The 18,858-nt window shown below is 64.0% G+C and carries 30 protein-coding genes and 1 other annotated feature; of the genes, 13 read left to right on the forward strand and 17 right to left on the reverse strand.

Translation table 11 applies throughout. The features are described 5' to 3' along the window. Window positions 1–2: 2 nt before the first annotated feature. From DA1_RS21300 to DA1_RS21370, 16 genes are all read right to left on the reverse strand, one after another. Window positions 3–2,336, reverse strand: coding sequence for a portal protein (locus DA1_RS21300; protein ID WP_307187361.1), 2,334 nt, complete (start codon window positions 2,334–2,336; stop codon window positions 3–5). Continuing rightward, window positions 2,333–3,880: a terminase family protein gene (locus DA1_RS21305; RefSeq protein ID WP_034395113.1), complete on the reverse strand. Its 1,548-nt coding sequence runs from the start codon at window positions 3,878–3,880 to the stop codon at window positions 2,333–2,335. Before DA1_RS21305 ends, DA1_RS21300 begins: the two co-directional genes overlap by 4 nt. Further along, window positions 3,877–4,791: a terminase small subunit gene (locus DA1_RS21310; protein ID WP_080736923.1), complete on the reverse strand. Its 915-nt coding sequence runs from the start codon at window positions 4,789–4,791 to the stop codon at window positions 3,877–3,879. Before DA1_RS21310 ends, DA1_RS21305 begins: the two co-directional genes overlap by 4 nt. A 65-nt stretch (window positions 4,792–4,856) precedes the next feature. Further along, on the reverse strand, window positions 4,857–5,423 hold the full coding sequence (locus tag DA1_RS21315; RefSeq protein ID WP_034395110.1) for a hypothetical protein: 567 nt from the start codon (window positions 5,421–5,423) through the stop codon (window positions 4,857–4,859). Window positions 5,424–5,428: 5 nt separating this feature from the next. Further along, window positions 5,429–6,001 carry a ComF family protein gene (locus DA1_RS29950; RefSeq protein ID WP_230590977.1) on the reverse strand — a complete coding sequence of 191 codons (573 nt, stop codon included), beginning with the start codon at window positions 5,999–6,001 and terminating at the stop codon, window positions 5,429–5,431. 255 nt (window positions 6,002–6,256) lie between these two features. Beyond that, the gene (locus DA1_RS21320) at window positions 6,257–6,805 is read right to left on the reverse strand and encodes a hypothetical protein (protein ID WP_034395107.1); all 549 of its coding nucleotides are present in this window, start codon (window positions 6,803–6,805) and stop codon (window positions 6,257–6,259) included. Beyond that, window positions 6,802–7,326 carry a hypothetical protein gene (locus DA1_RS21325; RefSeq protein ID WP_034395104.1) on the reverse strand — a complete coding sequence of 175 codons (525 nt, stop codon included), beginning with the start codon at window positions 7,324–7,326 and terminating at the stop codon, window positions 6,802–6,804. Before DA1_RS21325 ends, DA1_RS21320 begins: the two co-directional genes overlap by 4 nt. Then, on the reverse strand, window positions 7,323–7,580 hold the full coding sequence (locus DA1_RS21330) for a hypothetical protein (protein WP_034395100.1): 258 nt from the start codon (window positions 7,578–7,580) through the stop codon (window positions 7,323–7,325). Before DA1_RS21330 ends, DA1_RS21325 begins: the two co-directional genes overlap by 4 nt. Continuing rightward, complete coding sequence (locus tag DA1_RS21335) at window positions 7,573–7,893, reverse strand: DUF4406 domain-containing protein (protein ID WP_034395097.1); 321 nt, start codon at window positions 7,891–7,893, stop codon at window positions 7,573–7,575. The genes DA1_RS21330 and DA1_RS21335 overlap by 8 nt, the downstream gene beginning before the upstream one ends. After that, on the reverse strand, window positions 7,890–8,378 hold the full coding sequence (locus DA1_RS21340) for a hypothetical protein (protein WP_080736921.1): 489 nt from the start codon (window positions 8,376–8,378) through the stop codon (window positions 7,890–7,892). The genes DA1_RS21335 and DA1_RS21340 overlap by 4 nt, the downstream gene beginning before the upstream one ends. Further along, the gene (locus DA1_RS30600) at window positions 8,354–8,581 is read right to left on the reverse strand and encodes a hypothetical protein (RefSeq protein WP_034395095.1); all 228 of its coding nucleotides are present in this window, start codon (window positions 8,579–8,581) and stop codon (window positions 8,354–8,356) included. Before DA1_RS30600 ends, DA1_RS21340 begins: the two co-directional genes overlap by 25 nt. Further along, window positions 8,562–9,068, reverse strand: a complete 507-nt coding sequence (locus DA1_RS21350; protein ID WP_034395092.1) for a hypothetical protein — start codon at window positions 9,066–9,068, stop codon at window positions 8,562–8,564. Before DA1_RS21350 ends, DA1_RS30600 begins: the two co-directional genes overlap by 20 nt. Further along, on the reverse strand, window positions 9,065–9,847 hold the full coding sequence (locus tag DA1_RS21355; protein ID WP_034395089.1) for a hypothetical protein: 783 nt from the start codon (window positions 9,845–9,847) through the stop codon (window positions 9,065–9,067). Before DA1_RS21355 ends, DA1_RS21350 begins: the two co-directional genes overlap by 4 nt. After that, window positions 9,840–10,796: a helix-turn-helix domain-containing protein gene (locus DA1_RS21360; RefSeq protein WP_034395086.1), complete on the reverse strand. Its 957-nt coding sequence runs from the start codon at window positions 10,794–10,796 to the stop codon at window positions 9,840–9,842. Before DA1_RS21360 ends, DA1_RS21355 begins: the two co-directional genes overlap by 8 nt. Further along, window positions 10,793–11,512: a phage antirepressor KilAC domain-containing protein gene (locus tag DA1_RS21365; protein ID WP_034395084.1), complete on the reverse strand. Its 720-nt coding sequence runs from the start codon at window positions 11,510–11,512 to the stop codon at window positions 10,793–10,795. Before DA1_RS21365 ends, DA1_RS21360 begins: the two co-directional genes overlap by 4 nt. Further along, on the reverse strand, window positions 11,509–11,934 hold the full coding sequence (locus tag DA1_RS21370; RefSeq protein ID WP_034395081.1) for a hypothetical protein: 426 nt from the start codon (window positions 11,932–11,934) through the stop codon (window positions 11,509–11,511). The genes DA1_RS21365 and DA1_RS21370 overlap by 4 nt, the downstream gene beginning before the upstream one ends. A gap of 97 nt (window positions 11,935–12,031) precedes the next feature. On the opposite strand from DA1_RS21370, the gene DA1_RS21375 reads away from it, so the two are divergent. Further along, complete coding sequence (locus tag DA1_RS21375) at window positions 12,032–12,304, forward strand: hypothetical protein (protein ID WP_034395079.1); 273 nt, start codon at window positions 12,032–12,034, stop codon at window positions 12,302–12,304. A gap of 173 nt (window positions 12,305–12,477) precedes the next feature. On the opposite strand, the gene DA1_RS21380 is transcribed toward DA1_RS21375, so the two are convergent. Beyond that, a complete protein-coding gene (locus tag DA1_RS21380) occupies window positions 12,478–12,744 on the reverse strand; it encodes a transcriptional regulator (protein ID WP_034395077.1) in 267 nt (88 codons plus the stop codon). 75 nt (window positions 12,745–12,819) lie between these two features. Here DA1_RS21380 and DA1_RS31480 point away from each other — a divergent pair, with 75 nt between their 5' ends. From DA1_RS31480 to DA1_RS21435, 12 genes are all read left to right on the forward strand, one after another. Then, entirely contained in the window at window positions 12,820–13,542 is a 723-nt protein-coding gene (locus tag DA1_RS31480) for a S24 family peptidase (protein WP_051940901.1), read from the forward strand. 155 nt (window positions 13,543–13,697) lie between these two features. Further along, window positions 13,698–13,997 carry a hypothetical protein gene (locus tag DA1_RS21390; protein WP_034398739.1) on the forward strand — a complete coding sequence of 100 codons (300 nt, stop codon included), beginning with the start codon at window positions 13,698–13,700 and terminating at the stop codon, window positions 13,995–13,997. Window positions 13,998–14,304: 307 nt separating this feature from the next. Next, window positions 14,305–14,395 (forward strand) — a sequence feature (23S ribosomal RNA rRNA prediction is too short). 175 nt (window positions 14,396–14,570) lie between these two features. Next, on the forward strand, window positions 14,571–14,936 hold the full coding sequence (locus DA1_RS21395; RefSeq protein WP_062794155.1) for a hypothetical protein: 366 nt from the start codon (window positions 14,571–14,573) through the stop codon (window positions 14,934–14,936). A 332-nt stretch (window positions 14,937–15,268) separates the two neighbouring features. Then, complete coding sequence (locus DA1_RS21400; protein WP_034395069.1) at window positions 15,269–15,565, forward strand: excalibur calcium-binding domain-containing protein; 297 nt, start codon at window positions 15,269–15,271, stop codon at window positions 15,563–15,565. A 257-nt stretch (window positions 15,566–15,822) separates the two neighbouring features. Next, entirely contained in the window at window positions 15,823–16,020 is a 198-nt protein-coding gene (locus tag DA1_RS30605; RefSeq protein ID WP_155737662.1) for a hypothetical protein, read from the forward strand. Then, on the forward strand, window positions 16,008–16,319 hold the full coding sequence (locus DA1_RS21405; protein ID WP_034395065.1) for a hypothetical protein: 312 nt from the start codon (window positions 16,008–16,010) through the stop codon (window positions 16,317–16,319). Before DA1_RS30605 ends, DA1_RS21405 begins: the two co-directional genes overlap by 13 nt. A gap of 106 nt (window positions 16,320–16,425) precedes the next feature. Further along, the gene (locus DA1_RS21410; protein ID WP_034395063.1) at window positions 16,426–16,722 is read left to right on the forward strand and encodes a hypothetical protein; all 297 of its coding nucleotides are present in this window, start codon (window positions 16,426–16,428) and stop codon (window positions 16,720–16,722) included. Window positions 16,723–16,727: 5 nt separating this feature from the next. Continuing rightward, complete coding sequence (locus DA1_RS21415) at window positions 16,728–17,015, forward strand: hypothetical protein (protein ID WP_034395060.1); 288 nt, start codon at window positions 16,728–16,730, stop codon at window positions 17,013–17,015. 76 nt (window positions 17,016–17,091) lie between these two features. After that, window positions 17,092–17,508, forward strand: coding sequence for a YfdP family phage-associated protein (locus DA1_RS21420; protein WP_034395057.1), 417 nt, complete (start codon window positions 17,092–17,094; stop codon window positions 17,506–17,508). Between the two features lie 38 nt (window positions 17,509–17,546). Then, entirely contained in the window at window positions 17,547–18,398 is an 852-nt protein-coding gene (locus DA1_RS21425) for a YfdQ family protein (RefSeq protein ID WP_034395055.1), read from the forward strand. 45 nt (window positions 18,399–18,443) lie between these two features. After that, on the forward strand, window positions 18,444–18,677 hold the full coding sequence (locus DA1_RS21430; RefSeq protein WP_034395052.1) for a hypothetical protein: 234 nt from the start codon (window positions 18,444–18,446) through the stop codon (window positions 18,675–18,677). Continuing rightward, window positions 18,674–18,856 carry a hypothetical protein gene (locus DA1_RS21435; RefSeq protein ID WP_034395050.1) on the forward strand — a complete coding sequence of 61 codons (183 nt, stop codon included), beginning with the start codon at window positions 18,674–18,676 and terminating at the stop codon, window positions 18,854–18,856. The genes DA1_RS21430 and DA1_RS21435 overlap by 4 nt, the downstream gene beginning before the upstream one ends. Window positions 18,857–18,858 lie beyond the last annotated feature (2 nt).

Consider the following 18,858-nt stretch of genomic DNA (forward strand, 5'->3'; position numbering starts at 1 on the left):
CGTTACGCGCCGGCGGGTAAGTTGTCGGCATCGGAGGGCGTCTCGATGCCCTGCATGCCGCGCGACGGTTCCTGCGGGATGGGTGGGAATGTGGGGCTGGTGTTCTCGTGCACCTGGCCGATGTCGCCGACCGCGCCCGGCCCGCCCGCCTGCGGCACTGGGCCACCAGGCGCCGCGTCCGGTACCGGAAAGTCAGGATCGTCGCCACCGGGACTGGGCTTTCGATAGCCGGCGCCCTGCATGATGGCGTCGGCAATGGGCGCGATCAGCGGGTTCGCTGCCACCTGGGCCCCGCCCTGCATCGAACTGAAGGCCGATTGCACGCCCTTGAGCACGGCTGCCGCGACGGTGTCTTGGATCTGGGCATCGGTAAGCCGCTCCTTGATGTCCAGTTCGCGGGCCTTGAGGTCGTGGCCGGCTTTGGTCAGGGCCGCCTGCACCTCCTGCTGGATCCGCTGCTCGACCTGCTCCGGGCTCTCCTGGGAGCCGGCCGCGCGCAGGGCCTCGATGATCTCGCGCTTGTACGGCGTGTCCATGAGCGCAACCATGTAGGGCATGGCGGCCTGCTGGAACTGTGGCGGCATTGTCTTGATGACCTCCTGCATCGCATACAGCTGCTGAGAGCGATAGCCGGGCGTGCTGGGCACGTCCTCGAGCTGGACCTTCAGCAGGGTCCGCTGCACGTCGTTGCTCAGGTAGGTGTAGCCGGCCGGGTCGGTCTCGATCTTGTTGAGCACCACCGACCGATCCTCGGTGACGGCATCGCCCTCGATGATCACCGTCTTTTCCTTGGCGCCCAGGTCCTGGACGATCATGGCCAGCAGCATCTCGCCCATGAGGGTGCGCGCGCGCCGGAAGTTGCCCATGATCTCGCCCAGCGCCTGGTTGGCCTGCTCCAGCTGAGTGCGCTCCTGCAGGCCGCTGGTCGCATTGCCGCGCTGGCCCGTGAAGGCCGCCGGCGCCGCGGACAGCTGCTCGAAGACCGCGCGGCAGTCGTTCATGAGCTGGTGCTGCTGATCGGTGAGCTGAACATCCCGCTTCACCTCGAAGCGCGCGCCATCCTTTGCCATGTGCTCCTGGTTCAGCACCACATGGGCGTTGCGGCGGCCGATGGTGCGGCGCAGGACCGCGTCCGGCATATCCGTCGCGCCCTTGGTGTTCTCGACCCGGTAGGCGGACAGCCCCCAGCGCATGAGCGCCGTGCCACTGTTCAAGCTGTCTTGCTGGTAGATCAGCCCGCGCACGTAGCCATAGGGCACGCGCGTGGAATCCTCGCGGAAGCCCCAGAAGATCACGTAAGGGAAATGGCTGTGCGGATATGGCGACGGGCTGTCATGCAGCTTGTGCGGCCCGAGCCAGTAGCTGCGGCGCACCTTGGCCACGATGGCCTTGAAGGCCTTGGTCATGCCCGTGGCTAGGCCGTAGTTGTGGGCCTGGTTACCCGCGTCGTACTCGACCACGCGGCCATCGGGCGACTCGATCAGAACCACCTCGACCCAACGCCGATACCAAAGCTCGGTCAGGCACAACTGCTTGTTGGTGCGGTCGTACCAGCGCGCTTCTTCCACCGTCCAGCCGCGCGCATCCTGGCCCGCATTGGTCAGGCCCGTAGTGCTGCCGCCCTGGTTGGCCAGCCGTCCCGGGTAGCCCTGCTGCCACCAGGTGGCGCCGTTGCGCCCGCAGGACAGTACCAGTTCGCGCGCCTGCGGAAATGCGCGCGCGATGCGCTCGGGGTGCAGCCATTTGTCCCGCTTGAAATACCGCGCGTCGCTGAGATCCCACTCCTCGGCAGTCCAGTCCCAGCGCACCTCGCTGCGGCGCACGACCGCGCATTTGTAGCGGTACTGTGTTGGATCACTCACGCGCTGCACGCCCACGCAGCCAAAGCCCACGGCGGCCTGGGGCCGGAAGGCATCGCTGCAGGCATTGTCTGCATGGGACTCCCGCTCGGCCTCGTTCAGCTCGACGTTGAGTGCGTCGGCCACATCCTTGCTGCCCGTCTGGCCGTTGGCCGTGACGCGCCAGTCCGTGCGCGTGGTCTGCTCGTAGCCCGTGAGCGCACGCAGCGTGGGCCCGATGCGGTCTTCAATGGCCGGCGGAATGCCCTGCTCCTTCATGGCGTTCAGCAGCTCGGTGTCCAGCTGCTTGCCGTCGGCATAGTCCATCTCCTTGTCGGCCGCGATGCGCCATGGCGGCTCCTCGTCCATCTCGCGCAGCCATTCCGTGTATTCGTGGAGCGACACCTCGCCCTCACCCATGCGCAGATCATCATCCCCGGCGTCGAGAGAACCCTCGGATTCGGGCGAGTCCACGTCCATCGTGCTGGTGTTGATCAATTGAGCCTCCAATCGGTCTCTTCGGGTTCTTCGTATTCGTGGCGCTTGCTGCCGGGCTCAGGAATGCCCTGGACAAAGGTCATTGCCACCGCGTCGCCCTTGTCAGGGGAGCGGCCAAGCGCCTTGCGGATGTCGTCCTTGGAAAGCATCTGGATCGCCGCGACCCGGCCCAGGGTCACAACCTTGTAGCGAACGGCTGTCAGGTCGGCCAGCAGCTCGGGGTCCGGCGGCAGCGCAATGGGATTGGGGTTGGTTGGGTCCAGGGCCTCACGCAGCAGCCAGTACATCTCCGCGCGCCGGTTCCGGAATCGCAGATTGCCAGCCATGGTCATGGCGTTGGACGTTTCCGAGCCGTTGACCGCGAGCACCAGCAGATTCAGTCCCACGATGAAATCCAGGGCGCTGGAGCCGATGCCGATGCTGTCCACGCAGATGCACGCACCGTCGCGCACTAGGGGCGTGACAAAGCCCGCAGTGGTCGGGCCGTCCTTGGTGACCGCGCCGGGCACGGTGATCAGTTCATCGAACCAGGCGCCGTGGCGCCGCGCCGCCGAGGTCTTGTCGATGCCGCCGCGCGCCGGGTCCAGGCCCAGGGCCGTCATGCCACCCTTGGCTTCGCGCGGCTTCCACCGGGCCTGCGCCGCCTTCACCCATTCGGTGGGGATCACCTGCCAGGCCGGGTCCGCGCTGCCGGCATTGAAGTCGCCATTCAGCATCTTGCTGCGTAGCGGCTCAGGCAAGGACTGCAGCGTGGCCTTGTAGCCCGTGGACAGCAGGAATAGGTTGTCGTTCACGCTGGAAGGGATGAACGTCCGGCTCTTGGGCGTCATCAGGTCCGGGCCGACCATCACGGGCTCAGGGCCAGGCACCTCCTGGTCCTCGCCCTTCTCATTGGTCACGAACCAGCGCAGTTCGCCCGGCTTTGCCGGGTTCGGGTGCGAAGGCTCCAGCCACGGCGCCCAGAAGCGCTTGACCCACTCGCCTTCGGGCTCGGTGGGCGGATTCCCCGCGCACACCACACGCTGCCGGATGGTCGGGTCATCGGTGCGCAGCCAGCCAATCAGGGACCGGAATTGCAGTTCGGTGAAGTGGGTGATCTCATCGAAGCCTTTGAAGTCGTGCGCGCGGCCCTGGTACTTGATCCAGTCGCCCGGCTCCTTCACGCTGCCCAGCTCCAACACCTTGCCCTGCGGCAGCCGCCAGATCCCGTCCTGGCTGTTGTAGCCATCGCGCGTACCCAGGATCGATGTCATGCGCTCTTCGATGCCGGTGAGCTGCACGGACTGGCGCCGGAAGATGATGCTGTGCTTTTGCTTGGTCAGCGGCAGGCCGAGCAGCAGATCGGTCTTGCCGCCGCCGGCCGCGCCGCCGTAGAAGACGATATCGGCGTCGGATTCGAAGGCCACGGTCTGGGGGCCAGGCTGCGGGACCCAGATCGGCGCATCGCCAGACAGCAGCAGGGAGTCCAGCTCCGCGCGCGTGTCCGCGTCCAGGCCCTTGAGCAGATCCAGGATGTCGGCTGTGGTCAGCGCGGGCGTGGTCATTTCTCACCCCGCTTCGCCGCGAGCGTGGCCAGCAGCATGGCCGCGCCTGGCCCGCCGTTGAGCAGTGCCGCCAGCCGCACAGCCCGCTCTGCATCGGTCATCTGCTTGAGCATGAAGGGATCGCTCTTCTGCTCGTTGTCCTTCTCGTAGAGGCCGGTGTGCTTGAACAGCTTCTCCAGGATGGCCACCTTGTCATGGAACATGACCTCGATGCCGTACTTGCCTTCCTTGGCGCCGGCATACAGCGCACGCGCGGGCGTGCTGAGCCTGCGAGTGTCCTTCGTCACCACGCGCGAATGGCCATCGCCACCGCACTGCGGGCAGTCTGGGCTGGGCTCCAGCAGAGGGTTGAAGCCAATGCCGCCCTGCTCATCGAAGTCTGCCGGCGCATTGCCCTTCACGGCCCAGAGCTCACGGTCAGCATTCATCTCGCCCACCGTGCGCTGGTAACGGTTGCCCTCGCCAAAGCAGTGGCGGCAGCAGCCGGTCTTGACCTCAACCAGCTCACGGGGATCAGCAACCAGGATGTTCAGGGCCTCGGTGAGCACGCGGTCAGCACTGACCTGGGTGCGCTCCTGCTGCTGCTTCCGTGCCTCTGCGATTGCCGCCTGCAGGTAAGGTTTTGCTAGGTTTTCAGTAGCAATCTGTTTGGCCGTGTGAACGCTATAGCCGGCGCGGATGGCGGCCTGGGCACCGTTGAGGTCAACGAGGTACTCCTCCACGAAGCGCTGCTGCTTCGGAGTCAGAGTCTGGGCATCTGCAGCGTTGGCCTGCAATGCCTTGCGTACAGGCTTCTTGGCCGCTGGACGCTTCGCAGGAACGGCAGAGCCTGCGGCCTTCTTCACGGCTGCAGGCTTCTTGGGGACTGGTTTCTTTTGAGGCTCGGACTTGCCGGCAGGACGTTGGGCCATGACTGGGAGTGTTCCCGCACGACCTGAGGACGTCGAACCCTAGACGGGTCCGGACATCATGTCTGCTATAGAAACATGCGTGCCTGAGACTTATCGCTTCTTAGTGAGTCGATTCGGTCAAGAAGACCAATCTTCTCATCAGCCTTCTTCTTAGCATGATCAGACATGAAGGCAACCAGTTCCTCTAGCTCCTCAACGGTGCCCACCTTGTGGAACGTTTTAGACTTGTTCACAAACACAACGGATTTCTTGTCACGCAGCAATAATTCAATGACATTGCTAAGAGTCCCGGTGCTCTTCGAGTCCCAGATCATTAGCCCATAGTCGGCAACTTCAGCCATCCTCAAATCTTTAGCTGTAAAAAATGCACGCGATCCCTCGCTGTGAGGTGTGACAACAGCTTCAACGGGCCAATCTCCAACATTGTTGCGAGGCACAGGGCCACTGCAAAAAATTGTAGCCCTACATCCTCCGTGATTTAACATATGCCACTGCACAGAGGTGTCCACGCCATCCGCATCACCGACCAACACTTCGAAGTCTTGGTCTATGATGTTATCGATTCGCTTCTTAACTTCCGGATCGAGATTTTTGATGTTCATTGAACCGGCGATAAAAACTTTGGTACTCATCGATGCTATTTCCAAGTTAGGGCAGCAACGTAGATTTTATTGACTTTTTCATACCCTCGGAGCGCTGCGCATGCTGTCTCCATCGAAGCACCCGAGTCATACAGATCGTCCACCAGCAGCACGTCCCAACGTCCCTCGTTGGTGATGTGATGCACAACAGAAAGGCGCTGCGTCAGCGCATCAAGCTTCTCCTGTTTCGTCTGCAAATCCTTCAGTGAAGGTCCTCCAGGCGTCTTCGCAAGTGATTCAAATACAGGTTTTTGAACCAACATGCCCAACGCACGTGCGACCTCCGTAACAGGTTGGCGATCTCGCACTTTCGACGCAGGCATCGGAACAATGAAGCCAACACTGCTGATTTTCGGAAGAATGTTTACTGCCAGCGCTTGAGCAAGGACTGGCACCTGAGCCCAGTCCGAACGATATTTCAACTGGAAAGATGCTTCCCCTACTTCGGAGCGTTGGGTATCAAACTGAGGGTGGCCCCATTCGTTATCTCCAACATACGTACTAGAGAGGACATGCTTATCAAGCGCCCAGCCAGCATCCCAGTCGCCGTGGATTTCTTTCAAGTTCACCTGCATAGCACCACCTTTTCCAAAGAGTTAAGCGATTACACATCGTAACACCTTCAGCCAAATACTTCCAAGATGAACTTGAACGAAGATTGGGGAATCAGCTTTAACTAAATAGATCACCTCAAAACAAATAAAGGCAGCAGTCAATTCGATAAAACCCTATGCACTAAAATTTGACATCAATCAATGAGATTCTGACCAATTCTCTGCTGATAGCAACTGGCATCAACAACTCCCGATGATCTACGCCAGGTCTCAGGAGCCCATCTCAAGAATGAGGTCTGCTTGTCGACTGTCCGCGCGTCTCAACGACTTCAGTGCCTTCACTTCTCGCTCCAACTCCCGCCGCTTCGCTAATTCGTCCAGCAGTTGATCCTGAAGTTCCGTAACGCGCGCGAGAGCCGTATGCTCCAGAGCTACGCCTGCCAGCCCTTGACCGAGGCGAGCGGCTTCAGGGCGGATTAGATGCAACACATGCTCCCCGATCTCCACCATCGTGCGTCCGTCGTTGAGGTGCACGATGACCACATCCCGCGCCGGCCCGTGCTGGTGCACCGGGCGATAGCACTGCTTCACTGCCGCAATCATCCCCTCGCCGCGCAATACCTTGATGCGGTCATCTACTGTGGTGAGATTCAGCCCCGTCATCTTGTGGATGCGGTCGCGCGTGGGCTCTTCGCCAGCGTCATGCAACTGGCGGATCGCCTCGTAGACCTGCGTCAGCGTGGGCACGGCCTCGACCGCGCCCGTGTCCGGATTGCCGCCGGCTGTCTTGTGGATGGTGCTGGTGGTGGCTTGGTTCATGCGTTTTCACTCCAGAGGGGAAGTCGTGCTGGCCATTGGCCGGATTCGAGAATCGTGTGGCGGGTGATGCGACCCCATTCGAGGCCATAGTCCCGATGGGCTTCGCGGCCGCCGTCAACAAGGCGGTATTGGTCGTATGCGACGTGGCAACCCTCGATGTCGGGGCGCGTGCAGCAAAGCGGGAATCCTGTGCGGTCATCTGTCTTGAGCGCGAAGCCCTTGCCGAGGTTCAGGTGCGCGTGCTGGGAGAACCCGCAGATGCCGCACCAGATGCACGGCAGCGCGGCCACGGCGCGGCGGTAGGCCTCACATTCGAGGATTTCCGTCTTGGGCACGACTAGGCCTGTGCTGGCCGCACCCATCACAACGATGCTTGTGCACGCCATGCCGGCCGTGGCGCGGGCACTGTCCATCGCCCGGGCCGCGCGTTGCGCCAAGCGTTCCTCGCGGTCCTGCACAGGCTCGGCGGCTGCGCGGCGGCCGAAGCCGCGACTGGGCCAGGTGCTCCGGTTCTGGATCATCGGATGTCACCCTCCAGCCCCACATCCACCAGGAAGCCGTGGTCGCCCATCACGCACACACGCGTGGGGCCGTACTGCTCCAGGCGGCAGCAACGGTTTTCCGACCAGACGGAGAAGCGGTAGCGGCCCAGGGCATCGGGGCCGTCGATGCGCTCGCGCATTGCGGCGCCGCGCCACAGGGGCGGGTGTTGGGGCATGGCGCGCACGGTGCCGCGCTGGCCACGGCGCGGAAGGTCTGGGCGGAAATCAAGCATGGGCACCGCCCTCCCCTGCGCTGGCATCGAAGTCCTGCACCTCCAGGCCCAGCACGCGCGCCACAAAGCTCTCCAACCGGGCACCGCGCGACTGCTTCCAGCCCGGCAGCCGGTGCACGGCATCGCAGGTGCACAGCTGCGGCAGCGCCAAACGCATGTAGCCGGCCCAGCTGCCGCACGCTGGCGCGGGGTTCTCGGCCGGGTTCTCGACGTGGTGGCCCTGGGCGCGCAGCGTGGCGGCGGCTCGGTTGAAGGCCGGGTAGTTGAAGTCGGGCAGGCCTGTCATCGGACCGGCGATGTAGATGCGCTTCATGGCCGGGCCCTCCGAAAGGACCACGCGATCATTGCGGCGTCACGCTGGTGCTGATTGCTGCGGCCGGCCCAGCCGGTCAGGCGGCTGAAGGTGGCGGCATCGATCTTGGCGCCGTGGGCACTGCCGGCCTTCGCGCTGGGCGGCATGCCGAAGCAGGCAATGCCGAGGCTGGCGCACAGGGTTTCGATCAGCACGCACCATGCATCGATCTCGCCCACATTGCGCGCCATCTTGGCCCGCGCCGCCGCGCTGCCCTGGCCGGTCCAGGTCTTCCGTGCCTTGCGGCTGTCCTCGAAGATCACCAGCGTGGGTGTCCTGCCCTGCAGCGTCTGCAGGATCTGCGCCGGCGCAATTTCTTCCAGCGCCTGCAGCTGACCATCAACGATCCAGGCCAGGCCGGTGTGCTTGCCCGGGTCCATGCCCAGCACCGTGATCGGGCCCTGATGCCCAACCGGCACCGTCACGCGCGGGGCGGCGGGCGCCACGCGAGCGCCTTCAGCTGCTGCACCACCTGCTGCTCGATGTCCACGAACAGCCGGGACTCGTCCCTGTCCAATTCCCTGGCCCTGGCCTTGACGTACTCCCACCACCCGGGTTGCTGGGCCAGCTTGACGAGGTGAGCCACGGCTACCCCGCTGAGATTGATTTGGTGTTGCTGCCATTGATGTTCAGACGACGATGAATTCATGGGTGTCGCTGCCGTGGCTGTTGACCAGCAGCTCGCGCAGACGGCGTTCGGTGGCGCGGTGCGCGCGGATGAAGGTGCGGGCCGGGATCACCTCCAGCACCTGGCCGTAGGCCTCGCCGAACTCGACCAGGTGGCCCAGCTGCACAGCGTTCAGGCGCATCTCCTGGCCATGGCCGTGCTTGCGGCCCAGGTCCACGACAGCCGCCACAGCATCGGCAAACAGGCTCTGGGCCTCGGGCTCGGTGAAGACGCCCATGCCCAGCAGCGTTTCGGATAGGTTCGCGGCGTCGGCCAGGTCGCGCCAGTGCTGCACCGTCGGAACGGCGTAGCCCACGGCATGCACAGCGGCCAGGACTGCAGCAGCCATGGGTTCGCGCTTGCGCTGGTGCAGCGGCTGCCGCTCGCTGGCCGACAGCTCCTGTGCGAGCGTGTAGGCATAGGGCAGCGCCAGGTAGGCGCGGGTAGCGGCCGGATGGATGGCGCTCATGGCTGGCTCCCCTGCTGGTGCTGCGCCACGGCGGCAGCAGCGCGGCGCTTGGCCTGCCCCACGCGCATCCGGTCTGCGCGGGCCTGAACCTGCACGGGCGTGAAGCGCGAGGCCTTGAGCGCAAATGCTTCGCGCAGGGTGGCCAGCTGGGCCAGCACCTCGCGCTTCGGGCCGGTGGGCACCGAGTCCGGAGCCGGCAGCGCCAGGGCTGCGCGCGGGGCCGGCAGCTGCAGCTGCTCGCGCAGGTCGTCGGTCAGGCCCTCCAGCCCGCCGGGCAGCCGGCCCGCCGTAATGGCTTCCTGCACGGCGCGCGTGCGGGCTTCGGGGTCGTGCCCCAGGCTGACCTGGACCACGGGGCGACGGCGCAGCGCGCGGGCCTCGCCAGTGATCCGGCCATAGGCCTCGATGAAGGCCTGCCGTGCGCCGAACTTGTCGCCGGCACTGAGCAGCGGCGCGGCCACGGCCCAGGCCTGGGCAATCTCGTCGGTCCACACCACGGTGGCCTGCTGGTCGGCGCTGGTCAGTGCCAGGCCATAGGCCTCGGCGGGCAGCATGCGGCCCATGGCGTGGTCCACGTACTGCAGCACAGTGCCGGTCAGGATCGGGCCGCGGTGCTCGGCGCGGATGCGGGCCAGGGCCAGACGCAGCACCGGTTTCTCGATGTGGGCCAGGTCTTCAGCCAACAGCAGGAGCGCAGCAGGCCGGACCTGCTGGCCGCTCAGCTCCATGGTGGCGCCCAGCTCCTCGAGCAACCAGTCGGTGTCCAGGTCGTCACGCATTGCCACCCTCCCCGCTTCCCCGGCCGCCACGCTGGCGCAGCAGCCGCTTGGCCTCCTCGATGGCGTCGAAGTTGGCGCTCGTCTTGTCGGCTGCCTGCGCTGCCGTGCCGGTCACGGCCTGGCCGCGGGCCCATTGGGTGCGGAAGCTCTCGGCCTGGTTCACCAGCACGCCGACACCATGGGAGTTCTTCACCACGAAAGCCTCGTTCACGCTGGCCACGTACCAAGCCGCCACCAGCGGTGCCTCCTCGAAGCCCAGGCGCTTGACCAGCGTCTTCACGTTGGCGTTCACCACCTGGTTGCGCACCGGCTTGACGCCATACCGCTGCTCGTAGGCCAGGCTGTAGGCCGCCCAGGTGAGCTTGCAGGCTGCCTGCAGGGCTGTCTCGCCGTCGTCTGGATCACCGCCAGCCCCATCGCGGGCCGACGGCGCAGCCGGCGGGAATGATTCGTTGGCGGTTCCTTTACGGTTCCTATTACGGTTCAATGATGATTTGGGTGCGCCATCTGCACCCCTGGGGTGCGCCATCTGCGGGGGTTGAGGTGCGCCATTTGCACCCCCTGGTGCGCCATCTGCGGGGAGTGGTGCGCCCTCTGCACCCGGTGCGCCATTTGCGGGGGGTGCGCCATTTGCACCCGGTGCGGCATCTGCACCCGTGCCTCGCTTACGCTTCGCGGGCGCTGCAGCCGGGTTGAAGTTGGCCGGCGTGATGGTGTAGCTGGTGCTCGAGTTGATGCGGTACTCACGGAACACCACACCCACGGTCTGCAGCCATGCGATGGCATCCTGCACAGCGCGCTCGGACAGACAGGTGCGCCGAGCAATGGTCGCCACGCCGGGCCAGCACACGCCGTCATCGTTGGCCTGGTCGGCCAGGGAAATCAGCACCGCCTTCTGCGCCGGGGACATGGCCAGCGGCCAGCAGGCCGCCATGATCATCGTGCTCATTGCTGCACGCCCTCCTGCGCCAGGCGGGCCTGGTGCTGGCCCCACAGGCCGGCAATCCACGTCACGCCCTTGCTCGTGAACTTGGCCTGCGTGTAGGCGTGGTCGCTGTGCTGGGCATGCCCGGCCTTGACCACGAAGCGGCCGGCGGCCATGTGCGGCGCCGCCGGGGTCAGCCGCCCGCCCAGGTGGTACATGACCTTCTGGTCCAGCAGGAACTCGCGGAAGCGCTCCTCGTTCGCGCGCAGCAGCTTGCAGACCTGGCGGAAGCCCATTGCCCCGGTCTCGGCAGAAGCGAAGCGGTCCACGAACTCAACCTTGGGCGCGGCCAGGGCCAGCGCGGCCTGCTGCTGCTCGATCTGCTCGGCTTGTTCAGCGGCCAGGCGCAGCGCCTGAGACATCGTGCGCGGCACCGCTGGAGCGGCCTGGGCCTCCAGCTCCTGCCAGCGCTTCACCACCTTCATGCGCGCCACGGCGTCGTAGCCCAGCAGCAGGGTCAGGCAGGTGTCGCGGTCCAGTTCGTACTGCGGGTAGCGCTGGCCGTTGGCACCCGCGTAAGTCGTTGTTTCGCAAACAGGCTTCAAATCTGAAGCCTGCAGGTCGTCCAGCAACGTGCGGATGTCGCGCATCACGTTGCCGTGGTCGCGGCCCGTCAGCTCGGCGATTTCGCGGCTGCTCATGGTCAGCACGGCGGCGGAAATTGCAGTGATCGCGTTCATCGGGCAGACCCTCCGAATTCGGGGGCCCCAAAGGGTCCTATGAGCGATTGCAGTCGGCTGGCAGACTGCTCCTCATGCATCAACTTCTCAGCCACCATCTGCCGATAGCTGCGCTCCCAGGTCATCACGTAGATGGCATCGCGCAGCACCGTGGAGGTGTCCGTTCCCTTCAGCACGCAGTTGCGGCGGAACTGCTCGGCAGTGGACTCGTCCACCTTGGTCTTGAGCTGGATGTCCAGCTTGCCCAGCGGGCCGGCAACGCCGCGCGCGAACATGGGCGCGCCAGCTTCTTCATCCAGTTGGTCTTGCACATGAGCCAGCACGCGCTCAACCTGCTCGGCATCAAGCACGGCCAGCGCCGCCTGGATCGCCTTCACGGCAGCCGCTTCAGCCCGGCTCAGCTTTTCGTGGGTGTCACGCATGCGGGACTACTCCTGGGGTTGATTCTGGGAAAAGGTGCCCGCCGCCTCCCGGGGCAGAATGGAAGTTCCTACACAACCATTCCCAGGAGGGGCGGACATGAACGAAGAGACATTGCGCAAAGCGCTTGTTGCACTGGAGTGCGATGCGCAGATCACGCGGATCCTTTTGGAGCAACTGATCGCGCAAGCACCAGCGCCAGAACTGCTATTGCAGAACTTCCGAGCAGCCATCGAATCGATGACGACCTCGGCGCCTTCGGACATAGATCCGGAGCAGGTAGTGGAGCTACGGGCTCGCGCGGCGCAGACGGAGCTGCTCGTGCGACAAACGCTGCTTGCCTCCAGCGCAGGGAAGCGAGGGAATCAGTAGTCCCTGGCAGCACGTCATCTGTACGCGCCATGGCTGCCACGGATTGCAGGTGGGCCTTGCGGATGGCGTCCGGCACAGCCTGCTCACGGCCTTCCTGTTCCGCGGTGCGCCCCTCGACATTGACGCCATCTGCCGTGACGAAGGACTCCCCAGGTCGAAGGGTGATCGCGCGGCTACGCATGGCCTTGCTCCTGGGCGGCAGGCTGCGCAAGCTCGGGCCAGATGTCCTGCCAGTCGTTGGGGCGGAGGTCACGGCGGGAGACAGTCCCACTGGACAGCGCTTCGATCCTGGGGCTAAGCGCCTTCGGAACCGGACGCCGCCTCTTGATCCACTGGTTCACAGTGGGCGGGGATACCTGTAAGGCGCGAGCCAGGGCAGCTTGGCTGCCGACAAGATCGACAACCGCCTGCACCGCAAGTCCGGGGTGTAAGTACGTCATACCCCATGATAAGGCTCTGCCTAATTTTGATCAATAGGCATTGCCTACGCACACTCACACATGGAACATTAGGCAATGCTTACTGGTGAAAAATTAGGCCAAGCCATCGCTGAAGCCATCGAACTGAAGGGCGTCTCCAAGAAGGAGGTGGCCGAGCACTTTGAGGTAAGGCCTCCGTCCATCCAAGACTGGGTGAATCGTGGAACCATCAGCAAGGACAAGCTCCCAAAACTCTGGAGCTACTTCGCAGACGTAGTCCAGCCAGCGCACTGGGGGCTGCCCGATTACCCGCCAGGGACTACCGCCGAGACATCCAAGCAAGGGGAGAACGTGATCCAGGTCATCGATGACACCCCGCCGCCCGGCTACGTACGCCTACAGCATCTCTCGGTCCGGCCGTCGATGGGTCCTGGCTCGCACATGGACGAGGCCGTGCAGATCGTCCGGCATCTCGATGTCTTGGAAAGTTGGGTCCGCAAGAAGATCGGGACCGTCAATCCCGAGCGCATCAAGATCATGACGGGCAACGGCCACAGCATGAAACCAACGATTCAAGATGAAGACCTGGTGTTTGTGGATATGGGGCAGAGGACCATTGACGCACAGGGTATTTACGTCATCGATGTTTACAACCGCCTCTTGTTGAAGAAAGCACTAATACTGTCTGACGGCACACTGGTCCTTCGCAGCGACAACATCGTGGACTATCCCGACGAAGAGCGAATTGATCTTCGCAAGGCATCTGAGTGCATCAACATTGCCGGCAAGGTGTTGGCGTGGTGGACTATGAAGCATTGAATGCCAACGCCCCAGCCTGAGACCCGAGCCCGCCATGAGCGGGCTTTTTCATGACCGCTGGCTGGCGAGCTACGCGCCATGCAACAAATTACTGTACACGCATACAGTTGTCATGCATACTTTAACTGTGTTTTTAACCAGCACCAAGGATGCACATGACCACTTCCGCCCTCACCTCGTTCCGAGTCACTCTTCAAGACTGCATCGGCATCGAGCACGACATCAAGGCCAAGGCCGAAGCCCGCTTCGCCAAGGTGATTGAACGCAGCTTCCCCAGCCAAGAGGCCATGACCCGGGCCTACAAGCTCTTCAACGATGCGGCCGAGGGCGGCGTAATCGGGAAGGCCAACGAGGCAATGGCGCTTTCCTGGCAGAAGGCCTATGAGGCGGCCCAACAAGCCGGACTTCAGGGGATAGCCGTGGAAGAGGCCTACTTCGAAGTCCGCCTTCACTGAGCGCAAAGGCAGCGCATAGAAATTAATAAGGCAACGCCTATTGCAGAAAATTAGGCATCGCCTTATCATCGCCTTCAACGTACCTAGCCACCGCACATGCGGACCGGCCGGGAAGTTGGGCACCACGGCATCGACCGAGCAAGCCCCGGTCTTTCACAAGTCGCACGCCGATGTTGCTTGCCCCACCCGAGGGGCATTCGTCCGGCGAAATGGCGCTCCTGGGCATGGGCCAGGTCAGCGCGCCGCGTCTCCGCGCGGTTGCCAGTCCGTCAAAGCACGGTTCACGGCATAGGGAAGGAACTGCGGGCGGGATGCCCTGTAGAGAGTAGGCGGGAGGCTGTGAAGGGTGCGCGCCAGCGCATTTGGAGCCGACGATGGAACACCGCCCTGGCATGCCGGTGACGAACGCAGTGAGATGACACCACGGAGCAAATAAACGGTGCGGCATGTTGATGCCGCGCAGCTGCTACCAGATGCAGCACGCCCTCCCCGAGCGCATCGGGGCGAAACAAAAGAGGCTTCTCGATGCGGGAGGCCTTTTCTGTTTCCACCACCACCACAGGAGAGACCACCGTGAACCATTCCAATTCCCTCGCTCATCTCGGCAGCGGCCCCACCGTGCTGCAGCGTGCCGCCGAATCGGTTGCCCGTGGCGCAGCATATGAAAGCGCCCAAATTGCCCCGGCCCCGCAGAGCCAAGTCGAAGCCGCGCTCAGCAACATCGATGCAGGCATGGAGGACTTGCAGAACACCATCAGGCGCATTTCCGGCCGGTTGGAGCCTGTGCTGTCGGCGGCCGGCGTCTCTGCCGAGGGCAGTGCGCACGAAGCCGAGCCTGCATCCCCCACTCCTCTGGTGCGCCGACTCAACGAGCTCGCCACTCAGTTGCGAAAGGACCGCGCAGCCCTGCAGGACCTGGAGCGGCGCCTCGCGCTGTGAGTTTCGGCCTCGGCGCGGAGCCGGGGCCATCACAGATAGGGAATGCGCGGGCGACGCGCGGGGAATGGAAGCAACCGGAGCGACAGACTTCCTAGGCCGTACCCGCGAGGGCCATGCGGCTGCCATGAAAAACAGCGCTCGCTTCTGTGCCGGGATCGCGTCCGGCACCTATCTGTGATGGCCAATCGTGACAGGCATTTGCCCGCCTGCAAGCAGTGAGAGTCTTGCCACCGTCGAGTTGAGAATAAGCCCGGGCGAACAGGCCTGGCCATCTTCATTTCCGGCTGCGATACGATGCCCGCCATACCAATCACAACAAGAGAGGGCATTCAATGCTGAGACTCATTATTTACGTGCTGCTCGCGGCGGCCGCCTGGAAGGCATACACGACGTATCAGGCCAAGACCGGAGGGCCGGTCCCGGCTCTGCTTCTCAATGAGCCTCGCCCTCGCGACATCGATGTCGGCAGCACCACTTCAAGCGCTCCTAAATACACCTGTGACGGTCGCACGCACTGCTCGCAGATGACCTCGTGCGAAGAGGCGAAGTTCTTCCTGCGCAACTGCCCCAACACCAAGATGGATGGAGATGGAGATGGCATTCCGTGCGAGCGTCAGCTCTGCAACTGATCCCTACCTCCTTTTACCTCCTGTTCATGTTCCGCTGAATATGAGCAAGGCATACTGACCTCAACAGTTTCGCGCCGAGCCTGGGCTTCCTCCTCCCTCCCTCTCAACTTCCCAGGCACGCCTTTCAAGGCATCGGCACTTTCCAGCCAGGCCCTGCAGCTTCACCAGTTGCAGGGCCTTTTTGTTTCGTGGGGCCGCTCTCGCGGCATTGGCCCGCCCTGCAGCAATGTGGGGCGGGCACTTTTTTGGAATCCACCATGAGAACCAGATTCACCCGTCTGCGCGGCGAACGCAATGCCGCCGCCTATGAGCCGCGCTCTCTTGCCGAATGGAAAGAAGAAGAGCGCCTGTTGGCAGAGGCTGCAGCCCAGCGCCGACAGCAGCAAGCCACCAACCCCACGAACCCGCCGCCCGGCGGGTTTGCTGTTCCTGGAGTGCCCAAATGCAACGAGTGATCCCCTCCGAGCCCTTCAATCCCGATCCCGATGCGCGCTTTCTGCGCCAAGCGTCTCGCCCTGGTCCTGTAGTCGAGCCGGGCCCGGCGCCCCCGCCCGGCGGCTGGCTGCTCCTGTGCCTGGTCCTGCTTGTGGCTCTGGCGCTCAGCGCGTGCGCAGATGCCGGCGCGGCTCAGGAGCCGGTGGCCAGCGCAGCGGACGTGCAGCGCGCGCACAGCGCCGCCCAGGCCTGTCCGCCCGGCCATGCCGTGGTCTGGAACGGGCCGCAATCCATGGAATGCCTGCGCGAGCTGCCATGACCAAACTCCTCGGCTTTTTCCTCTGGTCGGCCTACTCGGCCTTCTGCATTGCTGCTGCGGTCGCCATTTCCGGAGCACCCCTTTTCTGAACCTGGAGCACCAGCTCATGAGCCAATCCACAGACCCCATCGAAGGCGTGCGCGTCACCCACGAGATCACGTCCAACCACCACGCCCATGCAATGACGCACGTGGCCGAGCCGATCATCGAAATCCTGAGCGCCTACGGCCAGCGCAACGGCAACACGTTTGCCCTGTATGGCGGCCTGTATGCCATGGGCTGCGCCCTGGCCAGCATCGGCGCGAACCTGGAGCCCGGCGTGGATCTGCGTCAGCAGCTCGAACCGATGCTCGCCGGCTACCAGGCGATGCGCGAGTCCCAGGTCAAGGCACAGGCCCACTGATCGCCATGTCGAACACCGAGAAGCTCAACCTCACGCAGATCTGCGCCAAGTTCTCTCCCTGGCTGCAGCTCAACGCGGCGAATCTCGCGGCCCTGGGCGTGCCCATCGAGAAGGTTCAAAGCGCGGTGCTGATGAATGCCCGCGACCTGCCACGCCTGGCCGACGCTCTGATCGACCGGCTCTACGCCAAGCGCGAGGAATTCCTGGCCGGGCCCGCGCCGCGCGTGCCTGCGATCCCTGCGCCCGCCATCCAGCACCTGCCGGCCGACGACACCGAGGGCGGCGCGATTTAGCCGCCCTTCCCCTGCTCTCCCACAACGCCCACCACCTGGTGGGCATTTTTTTGCTTTAACCAGACAGGAGCATCCCGTGAGCAAGCTCATCAATCCCACCCTCAAGGCCAAACGCCAGGCCTTTGCCGACTTCCTGGCCAACAGCGCGCCATTCCTCGGCGAGGAGGCCACCGAGGCACTGAACGATCTGGTGCACGCCACCACGGAAACGGGCAAAGCCGGCTCGCTGACCCTGACGATCAAGATGAAACCCATCGGCGGCAAGGCCGGCCAGATGGAGCTGGACACCGATGTGAAGACCAAGCTGCCCGCGCCCACCAAGGGTCGGACCATCCTCTTCACAACCCCCGACAACAACCTGCAGCGCAGCGATCCACGCCAGCAAACGCTGGATGGCGTGCGCGACGTGTCGCAGGAATCCATTGCCCAGAAGGAGCTGCGCCAAACCGCCGCAGCCCCTGAGCAGCAGCCCGGCCTGCGCGTCGTCGGCTGACTCCCATTCCCTCAACCCAGTCCCTCAAGGAGAACCCCGTGGACCTGCAAGACACCAAGACCGAAACCGCCAGCCGTGAAATCCAGGCAGCCAGCCATCAAGCCGTACGCTTCGTCGGAGCCGGCGCACCCATCGTGCTGCTCCCCGAAGGCTTCACCGCTGAAGACCTGAGCCACACGCTCGCGGCTCCGACCCGCAAGAAGGGCACGGTGCAGTTGAACGATGCCGAATCGTTCATCGCCGTGGTCAACGACCAGAAGGGTGAATCCACTCGTCTGTTCAGCACCATCGACCCGCCCACCTTCACTGCCGTGTTCAACCACATCGCGCTCGGCACTGGCTGGGGCGATCACCAGGCCCGGTACAACGCCCCGCTTGCACCCGAGTGGAAGGCCTGGACCGGCATGGATGGCAAGAAGGTCGGCCAGGTCGATCTGGCCCAATTCATCGAGAGCAACCTGGTTGATGTCGTGTTCATCGCTGCTGACCCAGCCTCGCGTGAACCCGGCAGCCCGGACGGCTCTACGCTGCTGGAGGTGTGCCGCACGCTGGAGGCCAAGAAGAAGGTGGACTTCAAGAGCAGCGTGCGCCTGTCGGACGGCTCGACCCAGTTCACCTATGACGAAGACGTGCAGGGCAGCGCGCGCCAGGGCCAGCTGCAGGTTCCCGAGCAGTTCAGCCTGGGCATTCCTGTCTTCGAGAACGGCGACAAGTGGCGTGTGGATGTGCGCTTCCGCTACCGCATCGACGGCGGCAACCTCGTTATGTGGTTGGAGCTGGTCCGTCCGCACAAGGTGATCGAGCAGGCCGTGAAGGACCTGCGCGAAAAGATCGCCGCCGCCACCGAGCTGCAGATCCTCAACGGCGCGCCGAACACCGCGCGCAACTGATCGCGGGGGCGCCTATCTTGGGCGCCCTTTGCGAACTCCCCCGCCATGGCCACACCACCTGAAAAGGTCTGCACCACCTGCGGCGAGCCCTGGCCCGCCGATGTGGGCTTCTTCCGCGCACTGGTCAAAAGCCCCGACGGGCTGGCCGACCAGTGCAACGCCTGCGTGTGTGACAAGTACCGCCGCTATCGCAAGCGCAATCACTCCCGCCCGCGTATCACCGACACGCTCGCCAGCATCTGGATGCAGCACCCGGTAGCCACGGCCTCAACAGCATGAACCAAGACACCGAGCACCAACCCACGCGCGCCGAGCGCGATCTGCCAGCCGCGCGCCGCGCCGCCGAACGTGCCCGCGCCCTGTGGTGGGACGAGCAAAAGCCCACGCACTGCTTCGGCTGCGGCGCCGAGCTGCCCGAAGACCACAGCCGCGGCGATGCCCTGCCCTGCGGCCACTAATC

This window comes from Delftia acidovorans NBRC 14950, from assembly GCF_001598795.1.
Classification (GTDB): domain Bacteria; phylum Pseudomonadota; class Gammaproteobacteria; order Burkholderiales; family Burkholderiaceae_C; genus Comamonas; species Comamonas acidovorans.

Coding starts and splice junctions, on each gene's coding strand:
- DA1_RS21305 (WP_034395113.1), bottom strand. CDS start 3,880: ATGACCACGCCCGCGCTGACCACAGCCGACATCCTGGATCTGCTCAAG.
- DA1_RS21310 (WP_080736923.1), bottom strand. CDS start 4,791: ATGGCCCAACGTCCTGCCGGCAAGTCCGAGCCTCAAAAGAAACCAGTC.
- DA1_RS21315 (WP_034395110.1), bottom strand. CDS start 5,423: ATGAGTACCAAAGTTTTTATCGCCGGTTCAATGAACATCAAAAATCTC.
- DA1_RS21320 (WP_034395107.1), bottom strand. CDS start 6,805: ATGAACCAAGCCACCACCAGCACCATCCACAAGACAGCCGGCGGCAAT.
- DA1_RS21325 (WP_034395104.1), bottom strand. CDS start 7,326: ATGATCCAGAACCGGAGCACCTGGCCCAGTCGCGGCTTCGGCCGCCGC.
- DA1_RS21330 (WP_034395100.1), bottom strand. CDS start 7,580: ATGCTTGATTTCCGCCCAGACCTTCCGCGCCGTGGCCAGCGCGGCACC.
- DA1_RS21335 (WP_034395097.1), bottom strand. CDS start 7,893: ATGAAGCGCATCTACATCGCCGGTCCGATGACAGGCCTGCCCGACTTC.
- DA1_RS30600 (WP_034395095.1), bottom strand. CDS start 8,581: ATGAATTCATCGTCGTCTGAACATCAATGGCAGCAACACCAAATCAAT.
- DA1_RS21350 (WP_034395092.1), bottom strand. CDS start 9,068: ATGAGCGCCATCCATCCGGCCGCTACCCGCGCCTACCTGGCGCTGCCC.
- DA1_RS21355 (WP_034395089.1), bottom strand. CDS start 9,847: ATGCGTGACGACCTGGACACCGACTGGTTGCTCGAGGAGCTGGGCGCC.
- DA1_RS21360 (WP_034395086.1), bottom strand. CDS start 10,796: ATGAGCACGATGATCATGGCGGCCTGCTGGCCGCTGGCCATGTCCCCG.
- DA1_RS21365 (WP_034395084.1), bottom strand. CDS start 11,512: ATGAACGCGATCACTGCAATTTCCGCCGCCGTGCTGACCATGAGCAGC.
- DA1_RS21370 (WP_034395081.1), bottom strand. CDS start 11,934: ATGCGTGACACCCACGAAAAGCTGAGCCGGGCTGAAGCGGCTGCCGTG.
- DA1_RS21375 (WP_034395079.1), top strand. CDS start 12,032: ATGAACGAAGAGACATTGCGCAAAGCGCTTGTTGCACTGGAGTGCGAT.
- DA1_RS21380 (WP_034395077.1), bottom strand. CDS start 12,744: ATGACGTACTTACACCCCGGACTTGCGGTGCAGGCGGTTGTCGATCTT.
- DA1_RS31480 (WP_051940901.1), top strand. CDS start 12,820: ATGCTTACTGGTGAAAAATTAGGCCAAGCCATCGCTGAAGCCATCGAA.
- DA1_RS21390 (WP_034398739.1), top strand. CDS start 13,698: ATGACCACTTCCGCCCTCACCTCGTTCCGAGTCACTCTTCAAGACTGC.
- DA1_RS21400 (WP_034395069.1), top strand. CDS start 15,269: ATGCTGAGACTCATTATTTACGTGCTGCTCGCGGCGGCCGCCTGGAAG.
- DA1_RS30605 (WP_155737662.1), top strand. CDS start 15,823: ATGAGAACCAGATTCACCCGTCTGCGCGGCGAACGCAATGCCGCCGCC.
- DA1_RS21405 (WP_034395065.1), top strand. CDS start 16,008: ATGCAACGAGTGATCCCCTCCGAGCCCTTCAATCCCGATCCCGATGCG.
- DA1_RS21410 (WP_034395063.1), top strand. CDS start 16,426: ATGAGCCAATCCACAGACCCCATCGAAGGCGTGCGCGTCACCCACGAG.
- DA1_RS21415 (WP_034395060.1), top strand. CDS start 16,728: ATGTCGAACACCGAGAAGCTCAACCTCACGCAGATCTGCGCCAAGTTC.
- DA1_RS21430 (WP_034395052.1), top strand. CDS start 18,444: ATGGCCACACCACCTGAAAAGGTCTGCACCACCTGCGGCGAGCCCTGG.
- DA1_RS21435 (WP_034395050.1), top strand. CDS start 18,674: ATGAACCAAGACACCGAGCACCAACCCACGCGCGCCGAGCGCGATCTG.